This is a genomic window from Roseovarius sp. THAF9, from assembly GCF_009363715.1.
In the GTDB taxonomy this organism is placed as follows: Bacteria; Pseudomonadota; Alphaproteobacteria; order Rhodobacterales; family Rhodobacteraceae; genus Roseovarius.
Genome location: NZ_CP045404.1, coordinates 2,299,668 through 2,316,619, shown reverse-complemented (window position 1 = coordinate 2,316,619; position 16,952 = coordinate 2,299,668). Strand labels below are relative to the sequence as shown.

At 62.1% G+C, this 16,952-nt stretch carries 17 protein-coding genes and 1 riboswitch; of the genes, 11 read left to right on the top strand and 6 right to left on the bottom strand.

All coding sequences use genetic code 11. The features are described 5' to 3' along the window. Positions 1-33: 33 nt before the first annotated feature. Positions 34-921: a lytic transglycosylase domain-containing protein gene (locus FIU86_RS11525; RefSeq protein ID WP_152475217.1), complete on the bottom strand. Its 888-nt coding sequence runs from the start codon at positions 919-921 to the stop codon at positions 34-36. A 96-nt stretch (positions 922-1,017) separates the two neighbouring features. Here FIU86_RS11525 and ftsY point away from each other — a divergent pair, with 96 nt between their 5' ends. Both ftsY and FIU86_RS11515 read left to right on the top strand, forming a co-directional pair. Beyond that, entirely contained in the window at positions 1,018-2,469 is a 1,452-nt protein-coding gene (gene ftsY / locus FIU86_RS11520; RefSeq protein WP_152475216.1) for a signal recognition particle-docking protein FtsY, read from the top strand. Continuing rightward, a complete protein-coding gene (locus tag FIU86_RS11515) occupies positions 2,466-3,050 on the top strand; it encodes a hypothetical protein (protein WP_152475215.1) in 585 nt (194 codons plus the stop codon). Before ftsY ends, FIU86_RS11515 begins: the two co-directional genes overlap by 4 nt. 22 nt (positions 3,051-3,072) lie before the next feature. Here the strand turns inward: FIU86_RS11515 and FIU86_RS11510 are convergent, their stop codons facing one another. Further along, positions 3,073-3,579, bottom strand: coding sequence for an MgtC/SapB family protein (locus tag FIU86_RS11510; RefSeq protein WP_254703812.1), 507 nt, complete (start codon positions 3,577-3,579; stop codon positions 3,073-3,075). Positions 3,580-3,749: 170 nt separating this feature from the next. On the opposite strand from FIU86_RS11510, the gene FIU86_RS11505 reads away from it, so the two are divergent. The 4 genes from FIU86_RS11505 (at position 3,750) to FIU86_RS11490 (ending at position 6,528) form a co-directional block, all read left to right on the top strand. After that, a complete protein-coding gene (locus tag FIU86_RS11505) occupies positions 3,750-4,274 on the top strand; it encodes a peroxiredoxin-like family protein (protein ID WP_152475214.1) in 525 nt (174 codons plus the stop codon). A gap of 39 nt (positions 4,275-4,313) precedes the next feature. Continuing rightward, positions 4,314-5,216, top strand: a complete 903-nt coding sequence (locus tag FIU86_RS11500; RefSeq protein WP_152475213.1) for a DMT family transporter — start codon at positions 4,314-4,316, stop codon at positions 5,214-5,216. Between the two features lie 17 nt (positions 5,217-5,233). Continuing rightward, on the top strand, positions 5,234-5,839 hold the full coding sequence (locus tag FIU86_RS11495) for an inner membrane-spanning protein YciB (RefSeq protein WP_152475212.1): 606 nt from the start codon (positions 5,234-5,236) through the stop codon (positions 5,837-5,839). A 98-nt stretch (positions 5,840-5,937) separates the two neighbouring features. Then, the gene (locus FIU86_RS11490) at positions 5,938-6,528 is read left to right on the top strand and encodes a hypothetical protein (protein ID WP_152475211.1); all 591 of its coding nucleotides are present in this window, start codon (positions 5,938-5,940) and stop codon (positions 6,526-6,528) included. On the opposite strand, the gene FIU86_RS11485 is transcribed toward FIU86_RS11490, so the two are convergent. Further along, positions 6,477-7,469, bottom strand: a complete 993-nt coding sequence (locus tag FIU86_RS11485; protein WP_152475210.1) for an alpha/beta hydrolase — start codon at positions 7,467-7,469, stop codon at positions 6,477-6,479. The genes FIU86_RS11490 and FIU86_RS11485 overlap by 52 nt on opposite strands. A 150-nt stretch (positions 7,470-7,619) precedes the next feature. After that, positions 7,620-7,698: riboswitch (SAM riboswitch) on the top strand. Between the two features lie 57 nt (positions 7,699-7,755). On the opposite strand from FIU86_RS11485, the gene metZ reads away from it, so the two are divergent. Both metZ and folE2 read left to right on the top strand, forming a co-directional pair. Further along, positions 7,756-8,946 (top strand): O-succinylhomoserine sulfhydrylase, encoded by a 1,191-nt coding sequence (gene metZ, locus FIU86_RS11480; RefSeq protein ID WP_152475209.1) that lies wholly within the window; start codon positions 7,756-7,758, stop codon positions 8,944-8,946. Positions 8,947-9,043: 97 nt separating this feature from the next. Next, positions 9,044-10,144 carry a GTP cyclohydrolase FolE2 gene (gene folE2, locus FIU86_RS11475; RefSeq protein WP_152475208.1) on the top strand — a complete coding sequence of 367 codons (1,101 nt, stop codon included), beginning with the start codon at positions 9,044-9,046 and terminating at the stop codon, positions 10,142-10,144. Between the two features lie 291 nt (positions 10,145-10,435). On the opposite strand, the gene FIU86_RS22710 is transcribed toward folE2, so the two are convergent. Continuing rightward, positions 10,436-10,999, bottom strand: coding sequence for a hypothetical protein (locus tag FIU86_RS22710; protein WP_216647176.1), 564 nt, complete (start codon positions 10,997-10,999; stop codon positions 10,436-10,438). Positions 11,000-11,199: 200 nt separating this feature from the next. On the opposite strand from FIU86_RS22710, the gene FIU86_RS11465 reads away from it, so the two are divergent. From FIU86_RS11465 to FIU86_RS11455, 3 genes are all read left to right on the top strand, one after another. Continuing rightward, on the top strand, positions 11,200-11,412 hold the full coding sequence (locus tag FIU86_RS11465; protein ID WP_152475207.1) for a hypothetical protein: 213 nt from the start codon (positions 11,200-11,202) through the stop codon (positions 11,410-11,412). Between the two features lie 90 nt (positions 11,413-11,502). Continuing rightward, positions 11,503-12,948 carry a TrkH family potassium uptake protein gene (locus tag FIU86_RS11460; protein WP_152475206.1) on the top strand — a complete coding sequence of 482 codons (1,446 nt, stop codon included), beginning with the start codon at positions 11,503-11,505 and terminating at the stop codon, positions 12,946-12,948. Next, positions 12,948-14,531, top strand: coding sequence for a 5-guanidino-2-oxopentanoate decarboxylase (locus FIU86_RS11455; protein ID WP_152475205.1), 1,584 nt, complete (start codon positions 12,948-12,950; stop codon positions 14,529-14,531). Before FIU86_RS11460 ends, FIU86_RS11455 begins: the two co-directional genes overlap by 1 nt. 94 nt (positions 14,532-14,625) lie before the next feature. Here FIU86_RS11455 and FIU86_RS22805 read toward each other — a convergent pair whose 3' ends face one another. Both FIU86_RS22805 and FIU86_RS11445 read right to left on the bottom strand, forming a co-directional pair. Then, positions 14,626-14,913 carry a hypothetical protein gene (locus tag FIU86_RS22805; protein ID WP_254703811.1) on the bottom strand — a complete coding sequence of 96 codons (288 nt, stop codon included), beginning with the start codon at positions 14,911-14,913 and terminating at the stop codon, positions 14,626-14,628. Between the two features lie 148 nt (positions 14,914-15,061). Beyond that, positions 15,062-16,822: a serine protease gene (locus tag FIU86_RS11445; protein ID WP_152475204.1), complete on the bottom strand. Its 1,761-nt coding sequence runs from the start codon at positions 16,820-16,822 to the stop codon at positions 15,062-15,064. Between the last annotated feature and the right edge of the window lie 130 nt (positions 16,823-16,952).

The following is a 16,952-nucleotide window of genomic DNA, read 5'->3' as shown; positions in this document are numbered from 1 at the left end:
CCCGGACTTGATCCGCGTTCTTGTCATGCGCAGTCAGTCATTTGGATAGACCGCACAGATGCAGCCGGCCTTCTTGAATTTCGCGCAGTCGCGCCAGGCGGCGTCGCGGCTTTCGCGCCCGAGCCGCGCCATGAAGTACCCGCCCTTGGGGCTGGCACGGCTTTTTTGAAACAGAAGGTCGGGTTCCTCTTTGCCGATTAGGCCGGTGCACGCGCGGGTCTGCGCCTTGAATTTTGCAAGTGACGCTTTCTTGGTGACACCAAAAGCCATCTGAATGCCCCATGGCTTGACCTTGGGCAGATAGGATTTGAGCGCGGTCATGCGGCGGTTGCGGGCAAGATCGAAGCAAGCCTTGTCGAACGGGAGGTCTTTTGACAGGCGCAGGTCTGGTGCCGGGACGGGCTTTTCGGTCCAGTTGGGGTAGGGGACGCCGGTAATGATACGGACGTAGTCGATGGTTTCCTGTGCCAGCCCGCCAGTTCCGGCGATCAGCCCTTCAGCGCGGCGTTCGCCGCCGTTATAGCCGATGGCGGCTAGTCCGAGATTGCCGTAACGACGGGCCATTTTAGCCAGGTACTGTGCGGAATGATCGAGCGCCTCCGCCGGGTTGTAAGGGTCGGAAAGGCCGCGCAACTTGGCCGTGGAGGGTATGAACTGGGCAATGCCGCGGGCATTGGCGTGGCTGAGCGCATTGGGGTCGAAGCGGCTTTCCTGCCAGATGAGACGAGCGAAGAAATGCGGGTCTAGCCCGTGGCGCTTGGCGAAGGTCTGAAGTGCGGTGCAGGTGTCGTAGACGAAATGGGCCTTGCGGATGCAGACCTGTGGCCCCCATTTGTCGGTGGAGCAGATCGTATCGGGTGGCGTCGCCAGCGCAGGGCCGGGCATGAGCATCACCAAGAGAAGGGCGAGGCGGAGAAGCATGTGGGCATGGTTGCCGGTCGTCCGCGCTTGTCAATGGTGGGTTTTCATCCCGAACGCGGGGGTTTAACTGGAGAGATCAGAAAGCAAGGGTGGATCATGGCGTTTTTCCGCAAGCTGAAAGATCGGTTGTTCAAGTCTTCCTCGAAGCTGGAGGAGGGATTGGACGCGATTGTCGAGGACGGGGGCGAAGCCGAGGAGGTGACCGAGGCGGCTGAGCCCGATCCGGCGCAAGAGGCGTCTCCGGAGTCGACAGCAGAGCCTGAACCCACACCGGCACCCGACCCAAGGCCAGAACCGAAACCAGAGCCCGAGCCGGAACCCGTAGAGGAGCCTGAGCCGAGCCCCAGGCCGGAGCCTCAGCCCGAGCCGACACCGGAGCCCGAACCGGAACCTGAACCCGAACCAGAGCCGGAACCTGAACCAGAGCCGGAGCCCCAGCCGCGTCCGACACCGCCGCCGGAGCCGCGACCGGAGCCGTCGCCGCAGGAAATTCCGGCGCCTCCGTCCGAGCAACCGCCCGCTGCACCGCAGGAAGTGCCGCAGACTCCGCCGTTGGAAGACCCGGTGCGATCCCCTGATCCGCAACCCATGCCGACGCCGATCGAGATCCCGCGCGATACACCGAAGAGCGAGGCCGCCCCGCAAGCGCGGTCGGGCCTTCTGGGCCGACTTTTGGGGCGTGGCGAGGCGAAAACGATCGTGCGCCGCGTGCTCGATGACGACATGTTGGAACAGCTGGAGGAACTGCTGATCACCGCCGACATGGGCGTGGATACCGCCCTGCGCGTCACGGCCAACATGGCCGAGGGGCGCATGGGTCGGAAATTGTCGAGCCAGGAGATCAAGGAGCTACTGGCGCGAGAGATCACCCGGATCATGGAGGCTGTGGCCAAGCCTATGCCGCTTTACCCCAAACGCCCGCAGGTGGTGCTGGTGGTTGGCGTCAACGGGTCGGGCAAGACCACGACCATCGGCAAGCTGGCGAGCCAGTTCAAGGCAGGCGGCAAGTCGGTGGTGATCGCAGCAGGCGACACGTTTCGCGCCGCGGCGGTGGAGCAGTTGCAGGTCTGGGGCGACCGTGCGGGCGTGCCGGTACTGACCGCGCCCGAGGGCAGTGACCCCGCGAGCCTTGCCTTCGACGCCATGGACCGCGCCGAAAAGGACGGCGCGGACCTGTTGATGATCGACACGGCGGGGCGATTGCAGAACCGCGCCGACCTGATGGAGGAGCTGGCCAAGATCGTGCGCGTCATTCGAAAGAAGGATCCGGATGCGCCGCACAACACGCTGCTGGTGCTGGACGCCACGACGGGGCAGAACGCGTTGAGCCAGGTCAAGACGTTCCAGCAGTTGGCCGATGTCTCGGGTCTTGTGATGACAAAGCTGGACGGCACCGCGAAGGGCGGCGTGCTGGTGGCGCTAGCGGACATGTTCGGGCTGCCCATTCACGCCATCGGCGTGGGCGAGCAGATCGACGATCTTGCGCCGTTCGACCCCGAGGATTTCGCCGCGGCGCTGACAGGGCTGGAGCAGGGCGCACAGCCATGATCGAAGAGATCCTGGCGCGGTTCAGCACGCTGGAGCTGGCCTTCGACACGACACTTTTCATCGCGGTGGCGAGTGCGGTCTGGACCGTGGTCAACCGCTTGGTCCAGGCGGCCTATTTTCAGCTGTCCCTTCGCACGCGGGAATTCGAGTTCATTCTGGAACCGCACAGCGGTGTGCCGCAGAACATCACCAGCCTGAACCTTTTGCTGATCCGCTATGGGAACGACACCTATCTGAGTTCGCTTGCGAGCGACCAGGAACGGCATCACGGACGTCTGCGTAACACAGTGATTCAACTTGCCGAGGCGCTGCCGTCAAAGTCGGCACCGATCAGCGTAAAGCTGCGGTTGCACAAACGGCTGGGAACGCAGTTCAAGCTGTTTGTCGAAGTCACCGGCGACCCCGCGCCGGTCATAGACTATCTGAACGGGCATGAGACGATCACCGGCGTGACATCGAAAGAGCGGCCCAAGCTGGCGCCGCAGGACCCGCAGCGGCATCGCATCTTTTTCCTGCTGGATCGACTGGACAAAGAAAAGACCGTCGACGGGCACGTGAACAATTTCATCTATCCCGTTTGAGGCAACCCCATGCCGCGCGGCTTCAATGCGTGCCAATCAGTTTTTCGATCTGGCGCAGTACGAATAGCACGATAACGACAATTGCGGCGGCCATTGCCGCGAGCGGGATCTGCCCGGCACCGCAGCCGAGGCCCACGGCGCCCGCCAGCCAGAGCGAAGCACCTGTGGTGACGTTGCGCACCTTGTCGCCCGCGGTAAAAATCAGTCCGGCGGCGAGGAATGCGACCCCGGCGGTCACTGCCTCGATCATGCGGATGGGATCGTTGCGCTGCTCGTTGTTGCCGCCGCCGAAATCGAGCGCGGCCAGTTCGCGGCCGATGATGACGAAAAGGCACGCGGCAACGGCCACGAGAATGTGCGTGCGCAGTCCGGCGGGCTTGTCCTGCATTTCACGTTCGAAGCCGATGAACGCGCCCAGAACCACGGCAACGCTAAGACGCGCGAAGGCGACCGAGGCAGGCACTACTGAAAACGTGCCCTGCACCTCGTTCACGATCTGATCCATGAAGGCGGCGAGCATGGGTTGCATGAGGGATCAACGGCGTCATGCTGTATGGGTTCCGTCGCGTTGCGGATTGTTTGGCGAGTTTGGCTGTCTGTCGCGAGAACCTGGGGTTGGGTTTCCGGTTTTCGTCATTAGGTATTCCGGATGCCTGTACCGCTGACGGCGGCATCCACCCCCGAGAAAGGAGCTTTCCCATGCCCAACGCCCTGCAATCCGCTGCCGCGTTTCCCGTGACCGAGATCGACCGCCTCGACGGCGGATCGATCCGTCTTGGCAAGCCCGAGGAAAACCCGTGGCAGTTGATCTTCGTCTATCGCGGCATCCACTGCCCGATCTGCCGCCAGTATCTACAGGATCTTGAGCCGAAGCTCGAAGAATTCGCGGATATGGGAATCGAAGTGGTGGCCGTGTCCGCCGATACCGAAGCCAAGGCGCGGAAATTGCGGGCGGACCTTTCCCTTTCAGTGCCGCTGGGGTACGGGATGGACGTGGCGCAGATGCAGGCGCTGGGGCTGTACGTTTCAGACCCACGCTCGCCCGAGGAAACCGACCGGCCCTTCGCGGAACCCGGCCTGTTCCTGGTCAACCCGGAGGGCAACTTGCACATGGTGGATATCTCGAACGCGCCGTTTCTGCGCCCGGAGTTGGAGAAGCTGCCGTCGCGGATCAAGTACGTTCTTGAGAACGATTATCCTATACGCGGCACACATGCGGGCTGACATACTGACCGGATCGTGCCGGGGGTGTGACACCGGCACATGAGCGAATGGATCGTTTCCTTGGAGGGGACCGAGGCCGGTCACCAGCTTGCCTTGGGGCTGGCCTTGCTGGCCGCGCTTTTGCACGCCCTGTTCGGGGCGTTGCAAAAAGGGCGGCACGATCCGTGGCTGACGCGGGGCGCGATTGACGGGGCCTATGCGCTGATGGCGGCGCCCTTTGCGCTGTTCGTGGTGCCGTGGCCCGAGCCGCATATGTGGGTGATCTTCGCCACCGCGTGGCTGATCCACACGCTTTACAAGATATTGCAGGCGATGGCCTATATGCGCGGGGCCTACACGGTGGTCTATCCGGTGGTGCGCGGCACGGGGCCGCTCTTCACCGTGATCGGGGCCTATCTGCTGTTCGGTGAGACATTCAACCTCGTGCAGTGGACGGGGGTCGCCGTTTTGCTGGCCGGGATATATGGCCTTGCAATCTATAACCTGCGCACGATCAAGCTGGATCGAGAGACCATGCCCGCCGCGCTGGCGTTGGCGGTGCTGACCGGGCTCTTCGTGGCGCTGTACACGACATACGACGCCTACGGTATCCGCGCCACCGCGGATCCGTTCACATTTCTTGCGTGGTTCTTCATGATCGACGGGCTGATCTTTCCGGTGATCGCCTACCGCCGATGGCGCGGTATGAAGGATGCGCCGGAGCCCGGTCCGCTGCTGGTGCGCGGCTTTGCAGGCGGGTTCATCGCCTTCTTTTCATTCGGGTCGGTCATGATGGCCACACGGCTGGACAAGGTGGGCGAGGCGGCGGTGCTGCGCGAAACATCGACGGTGTTTGCCGCCCTGATCGGGTGGCTGATCCTGAAAGAAACGGTGGGGCCGCGGCGGATCGCGCTGATGGCATTGATTGCAGCCGGCGCGGTCATAGTTGAGAGTGGCGGCTGAAGCGAAGAGGCGAGACGATGGACGACAAGAACGCGAATGGCAAACTGAAGGCGGTGCTGGAATTCGGCCCGGTGCTTGGCTTCTTCGTGGCTTACCTGCTGCTGAAGGACCGCACGTTCAGCATCGGCGGTACGGAATACGAAGGGTTCATCATCATCACGGCGGTCTTCATCCCCGTGCTGCTAATCTGTACCGCGCTAATGTGGAAGCTGACGGGACACCTGTCGAAAATGCAGATCCTGACGGCAGTGCTGGTGGTCGTGTTCGGCGGGCTGACCGTGTGGCTGAACGATCCGAAATTTTTCCAGATGAAGCCGACGATCATCTACCTGTTCTTCGGCACGGTTCTCGGCGTCGGGCTTCTGCGCGGGCGGTCCTACTTGCAATACGTTATGGACGGCCTGATGCCGCTGACGGATGAGGGCTGGATGATCCTGACCAAGCGAATCACGATCTTCTTCTTCTCCATGGCCGTGCTCAATGAACTGGTCTGGCGTACGCAAAGCGAGGAAACCTGGGTCTATTTCAAAACCTTCGGGCTGATGGCGGCGATGTTCGTGTTTTTCATGATGCAGGGCAAGCTGATCGCCGAGCATGGGACGGACGACAGCGGAAAGCCCTGACCGTTTTTGTTGCCTTTGAGCCCGTGCTGCAGGAGATCCGCTTCGCGGGTCAAACTTTCGCCCCAATGATGCGTCACGCAAGGAACATGACATGTGCCATGATTTCCCGCGTCCGTGACGCGTTCGCCTCAATTCCGCCGATGCGGGCAGAGACGCTTCTTCCCCTCGTGATCATGCTGATCCTCTGGATCGGGCTTAACGCGACGGGGATGCCGGAGGACCGGGTTTTCGTTCTGGTTCTGGTGCTGGCGCAAGCTCATGCGGTTTGGCGCAGCCTGCCAAATGCCGCCATTCACCTGAATGACGGGAACCGCGCCAGGATGGTCTGGCCTGTGGTGATTGTCACCGGTTTGTCGGCGCTGCAACTGGGCATCAATGATCCGCTGTTCAGCCAGCGACTGTTATCCGGTGCTTGCGTTTTCGTGCTTCTGGTGATGCTGATGGGCGTCCGACGCGAGCGGGAGGTCATGGCGCGGATTACGCACAGCGTGACGGAGGGGCGACCGGTGTCGCTCTTGCGGATCAATGCCTGGTTCGCATTGGTCTTCCTCTGTGTGAACGAAGCCTTGATCGCGACTGGGTCACTGGTGGTGTGGATGTCGGCGATGATGATCGCGGCGTTTCTCGTGCACGCGGCTTATTGGTTCATCGTGCTGCTTGTGATGCCGCCCGAAGACAGCCTTGCCTGAGGCTGGCGGGAGAAAAACGGGAGAGTTGCCATCCCGGGTTTGGGCCAAGGCAAGACGCGCGACCAGCGCGGATCTGGCATGTCCGGCAGCTGTGCACGAAGCCGCGACAACGTGACGTGCTGAGGTTCGCGTAGCAGGGCGCGGTAGAAATCGAACAGACCCTCGCGCAGATAGGTCGACCAATGACAGTAGAATCGCGCTCGCCCCGGCGCCACGCGGAACCCGGTGCGTTCCAACGAGGGCAGGGTATCGGGGTGATCAAGCTGCACCGTCAGGGTGTTCTGCCGTTGCGGCAGCGCCTGCGCGAGGCTGCGGTCGCCGTGTTCAGGGGCCGAGATCAGGCGTTCCATAAGGAAATCGAACAGGTCGTTCTCGCGCGTGGTGACGCTGATGATTTCGGCGGCGCGGCCTGCATCGCTCTCGATAGCCGCGCGGGCGGCGGTGCCGAATTCGGCACCGTTTAGCAGCAGTACACGGCCAATCGCGCCGGCCCGAAGACGCGGCAGCGCGCCAAGTGCCACGCGTGCGCCCATCGAATGCGCCATCAAATGCACGGGGCGGTCCGGGGCCACCCGGCGTATCATCGACACAAGGTCGGCAAGGCAAAAGCCAGCCTGTTCGGCCTGCTTGTAGGCGTCCCAGATGGAGCCGCGGGCGGACCAGCCGAACCCGATTGCGAGTCCTTCGTCACGGTTGCCTGCGCCGAATCCCAGACCGCGTGGCCAGCTTTTGGCTTTCCAAGTGCCGCTTTTGGGGGCGAGCGACAGGATATGGGTGTGCGGACAGGCATTGGGATGGCCTGGTTCGAATTTGAACCCGTGGGTCATGATGATGACTGGACCGGGGCGGACAAGCGCGCGGCGCAGGGTCGACAGAAGCGGCTGCGCCGCATCGTGAAGGCGAGGACCAAGTGGCGTGGCGTCGATCTGCAAGAGCGGCATCTTCGACCCTTTAAACTACATCTTGTAGGCAGGCAGTACTCCAGCCATATGACGCTTGCTTGAAGTTCGGGTTACAGCACCGTGACGGTGCCCATAGGTCACACCGTAGCGTCAGAGCTAGCTGTTGACGCGCGTCGTCGGTGGGCGTACATCATCAAATGTGGCGATTTGTTACCGGATTGCGGGCCACGTTAAACATCTCCGCTAAAGAGGTCAGGATGAAAGTCCCCTTTCGCTTGACCGGCTTGGGGACTTTATTTTTGGGCGGGTCGCCCGGAGGTCGATGATGAAAAACGAGTGGAACAGACGCACCAAGCTGGTGCATGGCGGTACGCGGCGCAGCCAGTATGGCGAGGTGAGCGAGGCGATATTTCTGACGCAGGGCTTCGTCTATGACAGTGCGGAGGCCGCCGAGGCGCGGTTCTTGCAGGCCGGTGATGACGAGTTCATCTATGCCCGCTACGGCAACCCGACTGTGGCGATGTTCGAGGACCGTATCGCGGCGCTGGAAGGCGCGGAGGCCGCCTTCGCCACTGCGAGCGGCATGGCCGCGGTTAGCGGCGCGCTGATTTCGATGCTGAAGGCGGGCAATCACGTGGTGTCGGCGCGGGCGCTCTTTGGCTCGTGCCTCTATGTGCTGGAAGAGATCCTGACGCGCTATGGTGTCGAAGTGACGTTCGTCGATGGTCCGGATCTTGACGCGTGGCGGGCTGCCGTGCGTGAGGACACCAAGGTGGTGTTCTTCGAGACCATCGCCAACCCGACGCTGGAAGTGGTGGACGTGGCGGCGGTGGCCGAGATCGCCCACGCCGTCGGAGCCAAGGTGGTGGCCGACAACGTCTTTGCCACGCCAGTTTTTTCGAGAGCACTGGAACAGGGTGCCGACGTGGTGGTGTACTCCGCGACCAAGCATATCGATGGGCAGGGCCGTGCGCTGGGCGGTGTGATCCTCGGGACGCAGGAGTATATCCGCAAGACGATCGAGCCTTACATGAAGCATACCGGCGGGTCGATGTCGCCGTTTACTGCGTGGGTGATGCTGAAAGGGTTGGAGACGATCGACCTGCGCGTTCGAGCGCAGGCCGACAACGCACTGGCCATCGCCGAGGCGCTGCAGGGGCATGCGGGGCTTGAGCGCGTACTCTATCCCGGGCACGCCAGCCACGCGCAGCATGAGCTGGTCAAGCGCCAGATGGGCAAGGGCGGCACGGTCATTGCGCTGGACATCAAGGGCGGACAGGCGGCGGCCTTCCGTTTTCTGAACGCACTCGAGATCGTCGTGATCTCGAACAACCTTGGGGACGCGAAATCTATCGCCACCCATCCGGCGACGACGACGCACCAGCGGCTGTCAGATGCGCAGAAGGACGCGCTGGGCATAACGCCGGGCCTGATCCGGCTGAGCGTCGGCATCGAGGATGCCGAGGACCTGATTGCCGACGTGATGCAAGCGCTGGAGGCGGTGACGCAACAGTGATCCAAGGCAGCGCTTCTGACGTATCTTATGTCCGAGTGGTAATTTACCGTGTTTCAGCATAAGTTTGATGCGGCGCGAAGCGAGCGAGGATCTGACGATGAATGTGCACCCTTCTGACATGAAGAAGGTCAAGGACCGCACCGAGGCGAAGGCCGCGCTGGACGTACTGCGCGCGTGGGCGGGAACGGCCACGCCGGAGGAGGTTGCCGACCTCGACCCGGCGATTGCCCGGCTTCTGCCGCAGGGCGAGGTGTCGAACTATCCGACCTTGCGCCGTGACTACCCGGAAGATTTCAAGCCCGACGCCGCCTACAAGGCAAGCATGCCCGATTTGCAGAACGGCCCGTCCTCGTTGATCAAGGGTGCGCGCCAACAGTTGCAGCATGTCGGAATTTCGAACTTCCGGCTGCCGATTCGGTTCCATACCCGAGACAACGGCGACCTGACGCTTGAAACCTCGGTGACCGGCTCGGTCAGCTTGGAGGCCGAGAAGAAGGGCATCAACATGTCCCGCATCATGCGCAGCTTTTACAAGCATGCCGAGCGGACTTTCAGTTTCGAGGTGATCGAGACGGCGCTCGACGATTACATTTCGGACTTGGACAGCATCGATGCGCGCATCCAGATGCGGTTTTCCTTCCCAATGAAGATCACGTCGCTGCGATCGGGGCTGGAAGGTTACCAATATTACGACATCGCGATGGAGTTGGTGGAGCATGACGGTGTGCGTCGCAAGTTTATGCACCTGGATTATGTCTACTCATCCACCTGTCCCTGCTCTCTGGAGCTGAGCGAGCACGCGCGGCAGGCGCGAGGCCAATTGGCCACGCCGCATTCCCAGCGGTCAGTGGCGCGGATCTCCGTCGAGGTGGTGGGCGAGGAGTGCCTGTGGTTCGAGGACCTGATCGAACTGGCCCGCACCGCTGTGGCGACCGAGACGCAGGTGATGGTTAAGCGCGAGGACGAGCAGGCCTTTGCCGAGCTGAACGCGGCCAACCCGATTTTCGTGGAGGATGCGGCGCGGCTTTTCTCTGAACAGTTGCTGAACGATGCACGGATCGGCGATTTCCGCGTGATTGCCAGCCACCAAGAAAGCCTGCACAGCCACGACGCGGTTAGCATCACGACCCAAGGCGAGACGTTCGCGTCCGAAAGCCTCGATCCAAAGCTGTTCACGACGCTGTTTCACGTCGGATGACCCGCGCGGCGCCGATCCTGCGCGATTCGTGCTGAAACCTTTGGCAAAAGCCCGCCGGAAGCGGTCGCAGAGCTAGCTGCGGCGCGGCATGTCCTTTTCTGCGGCTGCAAAGATGATATAATAGCGATGCAATTCTGCCCGGAAGGGCGAGTCAACACGGGATGGAGCAATGGATATTTATTCAGCGCCGCTGAGAGCGTCTGTGACGGGCCTGCAACTGAGCGGGATGATGGTGGAAAAGCAATTGAGACTGATGCAGGTGGTCGGTCGCGCCGCCTACGAGTCACAGCTTCAGTTCATGGGTGCGGCCTTTGGTCTGCCAGGTCTGACATCGGCGGGCGCCAAGCCTGCCGCCACGGTGAAGCCGACTGCGAAAACCAAGGCAAAATCAGCGGTCCGGAAAACCGCATCGAAACCGGCGGCTAGGCCCGCGCCAAAAACAAAAGCCAAACCGGCCGCGACGACTGCATCGAAACCGGTGGCAAAGCCCGCACCGAAGCCTGAAGCCAAGCCGACTTTGAAATCGGAAGCGAAATCGACTGCCAAACCTGCCGCAGAAAAACCGGCAAAATCCGCGACGAAAGCCGCACCCACGCCCGCGGCGAAATCGGCGACCAAGACGGCATCCGCACCCGCGACCAAGGCGGCTTCCAAACCCGCCACCAAGTCTGTGTCGAAGCCGGCTGCGAAATCAGCGGGCGAACCGGCCACGGCGAAGGCGAACCCCATAGCTTCCAAGCCCGCGGCGGCACCGGCCTCGCAGTCACCAAGCCAAACAAAGGCACAACCCGAGGCAAGCAACGTCACGACCTTTCCGACGCCCGAGGCGACCACGGAAAAGGACAGCAACGCCAAGCGTCCGCGTCAGCCTTCGGCTCCGCCCGCCATGCCGGACCGTAGCACCGCTGGCGGCGAAAGCGGTAAGTAACCATTTGAAAACCCCGGGTTGCAGTGCGTGCAAGCCGGGGTTTCGAGTATGGCAGTGGTGCTGACCGATAGTCTGGCCTACCTTGGTATCAGGGAGGAAACCGAAGCAACATTCTTGAGGTTTCCAAATGGCGACTAGCACAACCAATCTTGATCACGGCGGCTTTTTCACTCGCGTGTTCCACGGTATTGTGGAGCGTTTTGACCAGCACGCGCGCATCATGTCGCGCCGCGGTCTGATCGAGGAACTGACTGCGAAAAGCGACGAAGAACTGGCCGAGATGGGCATCAAGCGCGAAGATATCGTGCGCCACGTCTTCCAAGACCTGTTCTACGCCTGACGACCTTTCCAGCCCCGCGAGCGCCCTTGCTTACAGGGCCCTCGCGGAGCGGCTTGACATAGGCCAAAACCGAGGCCAAGGCTTCGATCCATGGTGGATTTTCGCCCGGTTGGATATGTGATTGGCCTGACGGTCATGGCGCTGGGCCTGGCGATGGTTCTGCCCATGATGGTGGATATCGCTGAAGGCCGCGAGCATTGGCAGGTCTTCGCGGAAAGCGCGATCCTCACGGTTCTCTTCGGCGGTCTGGTCGCCTTGTCCTGCCGCAACGGGGTCCGCGAAGGGCTGACAATTCAACAGACCTTCCTTCTGACCACCGGCGTTTGGGTCATCCTGCCTATCTTTGGCGCGATGCCGTTCATTCTGGGGGCGACCAATTCGACCCTTGTCGACGCCTTCTTTGAAGCGATGTCCGGCCTGACCACGACCGGCTCTACCGTGTTGTCGGGTCTGGATACTTTGCCAAAGGGCCTGAATTTGTGGAGAGGTATCCTGCAATGGCTTGGCGGTATCGGTATCATTGTTGTGGCGATGGTTTTTTTGCCCGAATTGCGCGTGGGCGGTATGCAGATCTTCCGATCCGAAGCGTTCGACACCATGGGCAAGATCCTTCCGCGCGCCACCGAGATCGCCTCTCGTATCTCGGTGATCTATCTCGGTCTGACGCTGGCGTGCATCACATGCTACATGATGACCGGCATGAACACGTTCGATGCCACCATGCACGCGCTGACCACGGTGTCGACGGGCGGCTTTTCCTCGTATGACGCGTCTTTCGGCACGTTCCAAGGGTCGGCGGAATGGGTCGCGACGGTGTTCATGATCCTCGCGGCGCTGCCCTTCGTGCGCTACGTGCAGCTCTTGGCGGGCAGCAACGTTCTTTTGAAGGACAGTCAGATCCGGGCATTCCTGGTGACTATCGGTATCCTTGTTTTCGGCACGGCAGCTGTCTTGATGACGATCTTCCCGCACAATCCCGAGCAGGCTTTACGGGAGGCGGCGTTCAACATCACCTCGATCATAAGCGGCACCGGGTATTCCAGTGTGGATTACATGGGTTGGGGTCCGTTTCTTGTTTCGGTTTTCTTCTTCGTTGGCCTCATTGGTGGCTGCGCCGGGTCGACCAGTTGCTCGATCAAAATCTTCCGCTATCAGCTGCTGTTCGCATCGGTGCGCTCGCAACTTCAGCGGATCTATTCGCCGCACGGCGTGTTCACGCCCCGCTATGACGGGCGCGCAATTTCGGAAGATGTCCTGAGCTCGGTCATGTCGTTCTTCGTTTTCTTCGTGGTGACGATGGGCCTAGTGTCCGTGGCGCTTGGCATGACCGGTCTGGATTTCACCACGTCGGTGTCCGGCGCAGCCTCGGCGCTGGCCAATATCGGTCCGGGGCTGGGGGAAATCATCGGACCGGCGGGCAATTACCAGCCGCTCAACGACACCGCGAAGTGGATCCTAATCGCGGCGATGCTCGTTGGACGGCTGGAGCTTCTGGCCGTCTTTGCAATTTTCACACTTTCTTTCTGGAGGGCCTGATGACTCAGCGACCACTTGGCGCACAAATCTCGCACATGCTGAAGGCCCGCGGGGTCGACGTGATCTTCGGTATCCCGGGGGTGCATAATGTCGAGATGTATCGCGGCATTGAGGAAGCAGGCATCCGCCACGTGCTGGCCCGGCATGAACAGGGCGCAGGGTTCATGGCCGACGGTTACGCCCGCGCGTCGGGCAAGCCGGGGGTTGCCTACGTCATTACCGGCCCGGGCCTAACCAATGTGATGACGCCGATGGGACAGGCCTATTCGGACAGCGTGCCGCTGTTGGTGATCTCAAGCTGCCTTGACGAGACGGCGGCGCGGCGCGGGCAGTTGCACCAGATGATCGACCAGGAAGGCGCGGCGCGCTGCATCTGCGACTGGAGCCATGAGACGAAGTCGGCCGAGGCCACATACGCCCTGGTCGAGCGGGCGTTCAACGAGTTCGCCACTGCGCGGCCCCGCACCAAGCACCTGCAAGTGCCGATCGCTCTTGGCGGCAGCCTGGCCGATCCGGCGCCGGCCTCTGCCCAGACGCGCGCCAAGAGACCCGTGGCGCGAGCCGACGATGTAGCGGCGGTGGCCGAGGCCCTGCAAATGGCGAAAAGCCCGATGATCCTGTTCGGTGGGGGCTGCGTTGGGGCAGGCGCGGCAGCACGGGCGGTGGTCGAGCGCAGTGGCGCGGCCACGATGACGACCTATGCCGGACGTGGTGTCGTCGGGGCCGACCTGCCGCTTGATTTCGGGGCGTATCTGGCGCGGCCGGACAGCGCAGAGATATTGGCACGGGCCGACCTGGTGCTTGTCGTGGGGTCCGAGTTGTCCGAGATCGACCTTTGGCGCGAAGAGTTGGGCCATGAAGGGCGGATGATCCGGGTGGACATCGACCCGGTGGAGCTGGAGCATCCACAGGCCGAGTTGTGCATTCTGTCCGACGCGGACGCGTTCCTGAGGGCGCTGGCAGAGAGCTTGCCTGACCAAGCCAAGCCGAAGTGGGATGCGGCGGACGTTGCGGCCACAAAGTCGCGCTGGCGGGTCGAGGTGGAGGCCGAACGCCCCGGCATCATGCCGGTGGTCGACGCGCTGCGCGCTGCCTGTCCGGCAGAGACGATGATCTATTCGGACATGACGCAATTTGCCTATGCCGCCAAGGAAGTCTGGCCGATGGATCGCCCCGGGCATTGGCATCACCCGTTCGGATACGGCACGCTGGGATACGGGATGCCCGCCGCGATCGGCGGGGCCATCGCGCGGGAGGGAAAACCGACGCTCGCGATCTGCGGAGACAGCGGCTTTCAGTATACCGTGCAGGAGCTGGGAACGGCCGTCGAGCATGGCTTGCCGTTGCCGATCATCCTGTGGGACAATGGCAAGCTCAAAGAGATCGAGGATGCGATGATCCGGTCTCAGATCGCGCCCAATGCGGTGGTCGCGCGAAATCCGGACTTCTGTGCTCTGGCGAAAGCCTATGGCGCCCATGCTGTTCAGCCCGGCAGCCTTGACGACATGGGCGCGGCGGTGCGCGCGGCATTCGATGCGGACCGACCGACGCTCATTCACGTCAAAGCCGGTATTGGTGGCTGAGGGCAGGGCACGCGTATTTCGGGAACGATGAAAGCGACGCGCCGCTGCTGACTTGCATCATTTGCAAATGCTCGACGCACCCTGCCTGCGTTACTCAATAGACGTCATTGTAGGGGCTGTAGCTGACGATGTATTTGGGGCAGCCGGGCCGGGCGGTATTGATGATGAGGTACCAGACCGTCTCTCCTCCACGGCCCGCGCGGGAGTATTCGCAGCCCTTGGGATGTGTCCACCATTGGCCCTGGTGGTTCAGGGCAGGAGCAGCACTTGCATCGCTTGCAAGGTGCAATGATGCGGCCACGTCCGCCGAAAGATCGGCCTGCGCTGTCGACGCCGAAATAAAGCTGAGCGCGATTGCGCCGAGAACGGTTGATTTGAACATGTCGGTCCACTCCAGATACAAGGCCGATCCAATAGGCCGGCGCCCCGCAACACCCGAGAGGCGGTATCGAGGCATGAAATGGAATGGCTTTGTCCGGAATGTGGCCTGACGGCGGAGTTCCCGTTCGATTTTAGCGGTATTGGCTCGGTTATTCCCAGCAGCTGACGAGAACGGTCATGCCCGACGCGCGCTCCGTGAGGCTTTCGGGCGGCATCTGGCCGTTACCGTTGGTGGCGGACGGTGTGATGCCGGCCTGTTCCAGCACTTGGCGGATCGTCTCGGCATTGGCGGCAAAGCTGACGCCCTCGGGCAATTGCCGGCTGTTGTCGCGGGCAGGCAGAAGCATCCCGACAACGGCGCCGCCCGCGTCCACGACCGGCCCGCCGGCGTCCCCATCCAGCGCGTTCAGCGCAAGGCGTTTCATTTCTTGTTCGCCGTTCAGGCCCCGCACATCGGCCAGCTGTCCGAAGGTGACAGACGGCGCGCCGAGAACGCCGCCGTAGGAGTAGCCAGCGACGGCCACGTCCGATTGCAGGCGGGGAGCGTTCTGCTGGAAGGCCGCGACGCCCAATGGAGCCAATGGCGTGCTTGGGCGCAGGACCGCGATACCGGTTTCGTCATTCGCTGTCTGAACTTCGGCTTCGATGGTTTCGTCAAGGGTAATGCGCCCGCAGGATGCGACCACTTCGGTCGTGGTGACGACCGTTCCGGAACGATCGACGTAAAACCCCGAGCGCGAGATCTTGGGCTTGCGGATTTCCAGCCCCGCGACAAGGTCGATACTTTGCACGTCGTTGCTGCCGGCCGTCGGATCGAGCACGGTATCGAGGCGCGAAAAGCTCTCCTGCATTTCGCCAAGCATCCGGGTGCGGCGCTCTTCGTCGCCCGCGGGCCAAACTACGGTGAAGCCCTTGATATGCCCGTCACGCAGCCAGGCTTGAGTGTGTGAAATGGTATAGGCGCTCTCGCCGATCAGGGTGAAGGAGTCGCCTTCGAGATTGCGCGGCCCGTCTTGCGGCACGATTTCCAACGTCTGCATGATATCGTAAAGCCCTGCGAGGGTGGCGCGGTCCCCGGCCTGACTGATCAGCAGGACTTTCGCGTCGATGTCGCCGGTGGCGTCATAATGGGCGAAGGGCGGTTCGTATCTCGAAAATTCCACCACCCCGGTCGGTAGTTTCATCGAGATGCCTGCGCCGGTGTCGCGAACGACACGCAGGTCCAGGCCTTCGAGGACTTCGTTATACTGCCGGAAGAGTTCCGCGCGCTGGCGGGTGGTCAGAACGCCGGTGGCCTCAAAGTTGTTCGCCTCCTGCCAGCGGGCCATCGAGCCGCGCGTGCCGCGACCGAACGCGGCGTCGATCGCGCCGCCGTAAAAGCCCGCCCATTTCAGGGCTTCCTGCAAGGCCGCGCGTTCTTCGCGGGTCAAAAGCGCCTCACTGGCGCGGGCCTCGCGCACCGTTTCGTCGGACGGCTCCGGCTCTGGCTTGGGCTCGACGATTGTGGTTTGCTGCTCGGTCCCCTCTGTCGCGCTGTTTGTGCCGGTGCCTTCGGTGACATCCTGTGTCGGGCGGTTCAGAACGCTGGCCCCCACTGGCCAGAACTGGCGACCGAACTCGGCCGCTTCGGCAATGTAGCTGTCGCGTGGGATCAGGCGGGACGATCGAAGGTTGCGCAGGATCGTGTTGGCATCTTCTTCGGAGTAGGGCCCAAGCGCGATACCGTACCATCCACCGCCCAGGGCAAAGCCGTTCACATCCTGCATCTGACCCGCGTACCGGCGCGCACTGTCCTCGGCGCGCGAGAGGCTGGGTTGCGCCTCGATCTGGATGAAAACCTGCGCCTTGGCGGCGATCGGCGCCACAAGGGTGACGGCCAGAAATGCGAGGGTAAGAAAGATGCGCGACATGTACGTCCCTTGCCGAATTCGGTGTTGTTTCTGCTCTTCCCCGCTTTTAAGCAAATCTTTGGGTGCATGCATCCAAAATATGGCTTTTCAGGGCAATTGACCCTTGGGTGAGAGCGCCGTAGGGAAGAGC

Excerpts from the sequence above, each read along its gene's own strand:
- FIU86_RS11485 (WP_152475210.1), bottom strand. The coding sequence starts at position 7,469 with ATGCCGCTCTTGCAGATCGACGCCACGCCACTTGGTCCTCGCCTTCAC.
- FIU86_RS11460 (WP_152475206.1), top strand. The coding sequence starts at position 11,503 with ATGGTGGATTTTCGCCCGGTTGGATATGTGATTGGCCTGACGGTCATG.
- FIU86_RS11505 (WP_152475214.1), top strand. The coding sequence starts at position 3,750 with ATGCCCAACGCCCTGCAATCCGCTGCCGCGTTTCCCGTGACCGAGATC.
- FIU86_RS11455 (WP_152475205.1), top strand. The coding sequence starts at position 12,948 with ATGACTCAGCGACCACTTGGCGCACAAATCTCGCACATGCTGAAGGCC.
- FIU86_RS11445 (WP_152475204.1), bottom strand. The coding sequence starts at position 16,822 with ATGTCGCGCATCTTTCTTACCCTCGCATTTCTGGCCGTCACCCTTGTG.
- metZ (WP_152475209.1), top strand. The coding sequence starts at position 7,756 with ATGAAAAACGAGTGGAACAGACGCACCAAGCTGGTGCATGGCGGTACG.
- FIU86_RS11525 (WP_152475217.1), bottom strand. The coding sequence starts at position 921 with ATGCTTCTCCGCCTCGCCCTTCTCTTGGTGATGCTCATGCCCGGCCCT.
- FIU86_RS11500 (WP_152475213.1), top strand. The coding sequence starts at position 4,314 with ATGAGCGAATGGATCGTTTCCTTGGAGGGGACCGAGGCCGGTCACCAG.
- FIU86_RS11465 (WP_152475207.1), top strand. The coding sequence starts at position 11,200 with ATGGCGACTAGCACAACCAATCTTGATCACGGCGGCTTTTTCACTCGC.
- FIU86_RS11495 (WP_152475212.1), top strand. The coding sequence starts at position 5,234 with ATGGACGACAAGAACGCGAATGGCAAACTGAAGGCGGTGCTGGAATTC.
- ftsY (WP_152475216.1), top strand. The coding sequence starts at position 1,018 with ATGGCGTTTTTCCGCAAGCTGAAAGATCGGTTGTTCAAGTCTTCCTCG.
- folE2 (WP_152475208.1), top strand. The coding sequence starts at position 9,044 with ATGAATGTGCACCCTTCTGACATGAAGAAGGTCAAGGACCGCACCGAG.
- FIU86_RS11510 (WP_254703812.1), bottom strand. The coding sequence starts at position 3,579 with ATGCAACCCATGCTCGCCGCCTTCATGGATCAGATCGTGAACGAGGTG.
- FIU86_RS11490 (WP_152475211.1), top strand. The coding sequence starts at position 5,938 with ATGATTTCCCGCGTCCGTGACGCGTTCGCCTCAATTCCGCCGATGCGG.
- FIU86_RS22805 (WP_254703811.1), bottom strand. The coding sequence starts at position 14,913 with ATGTTCAAATCAACCGTTCTCGGCGCAATCGCGCTCAGCTTTATTTCG.
- FIU86_RS11515 (WP_152475215.1), top strand. The coding sequence starts at position 2,466 with ATGATCGAAGAGATCCTGGCGCGGTTCAGCACGCTGGAGCTGGCCTTC.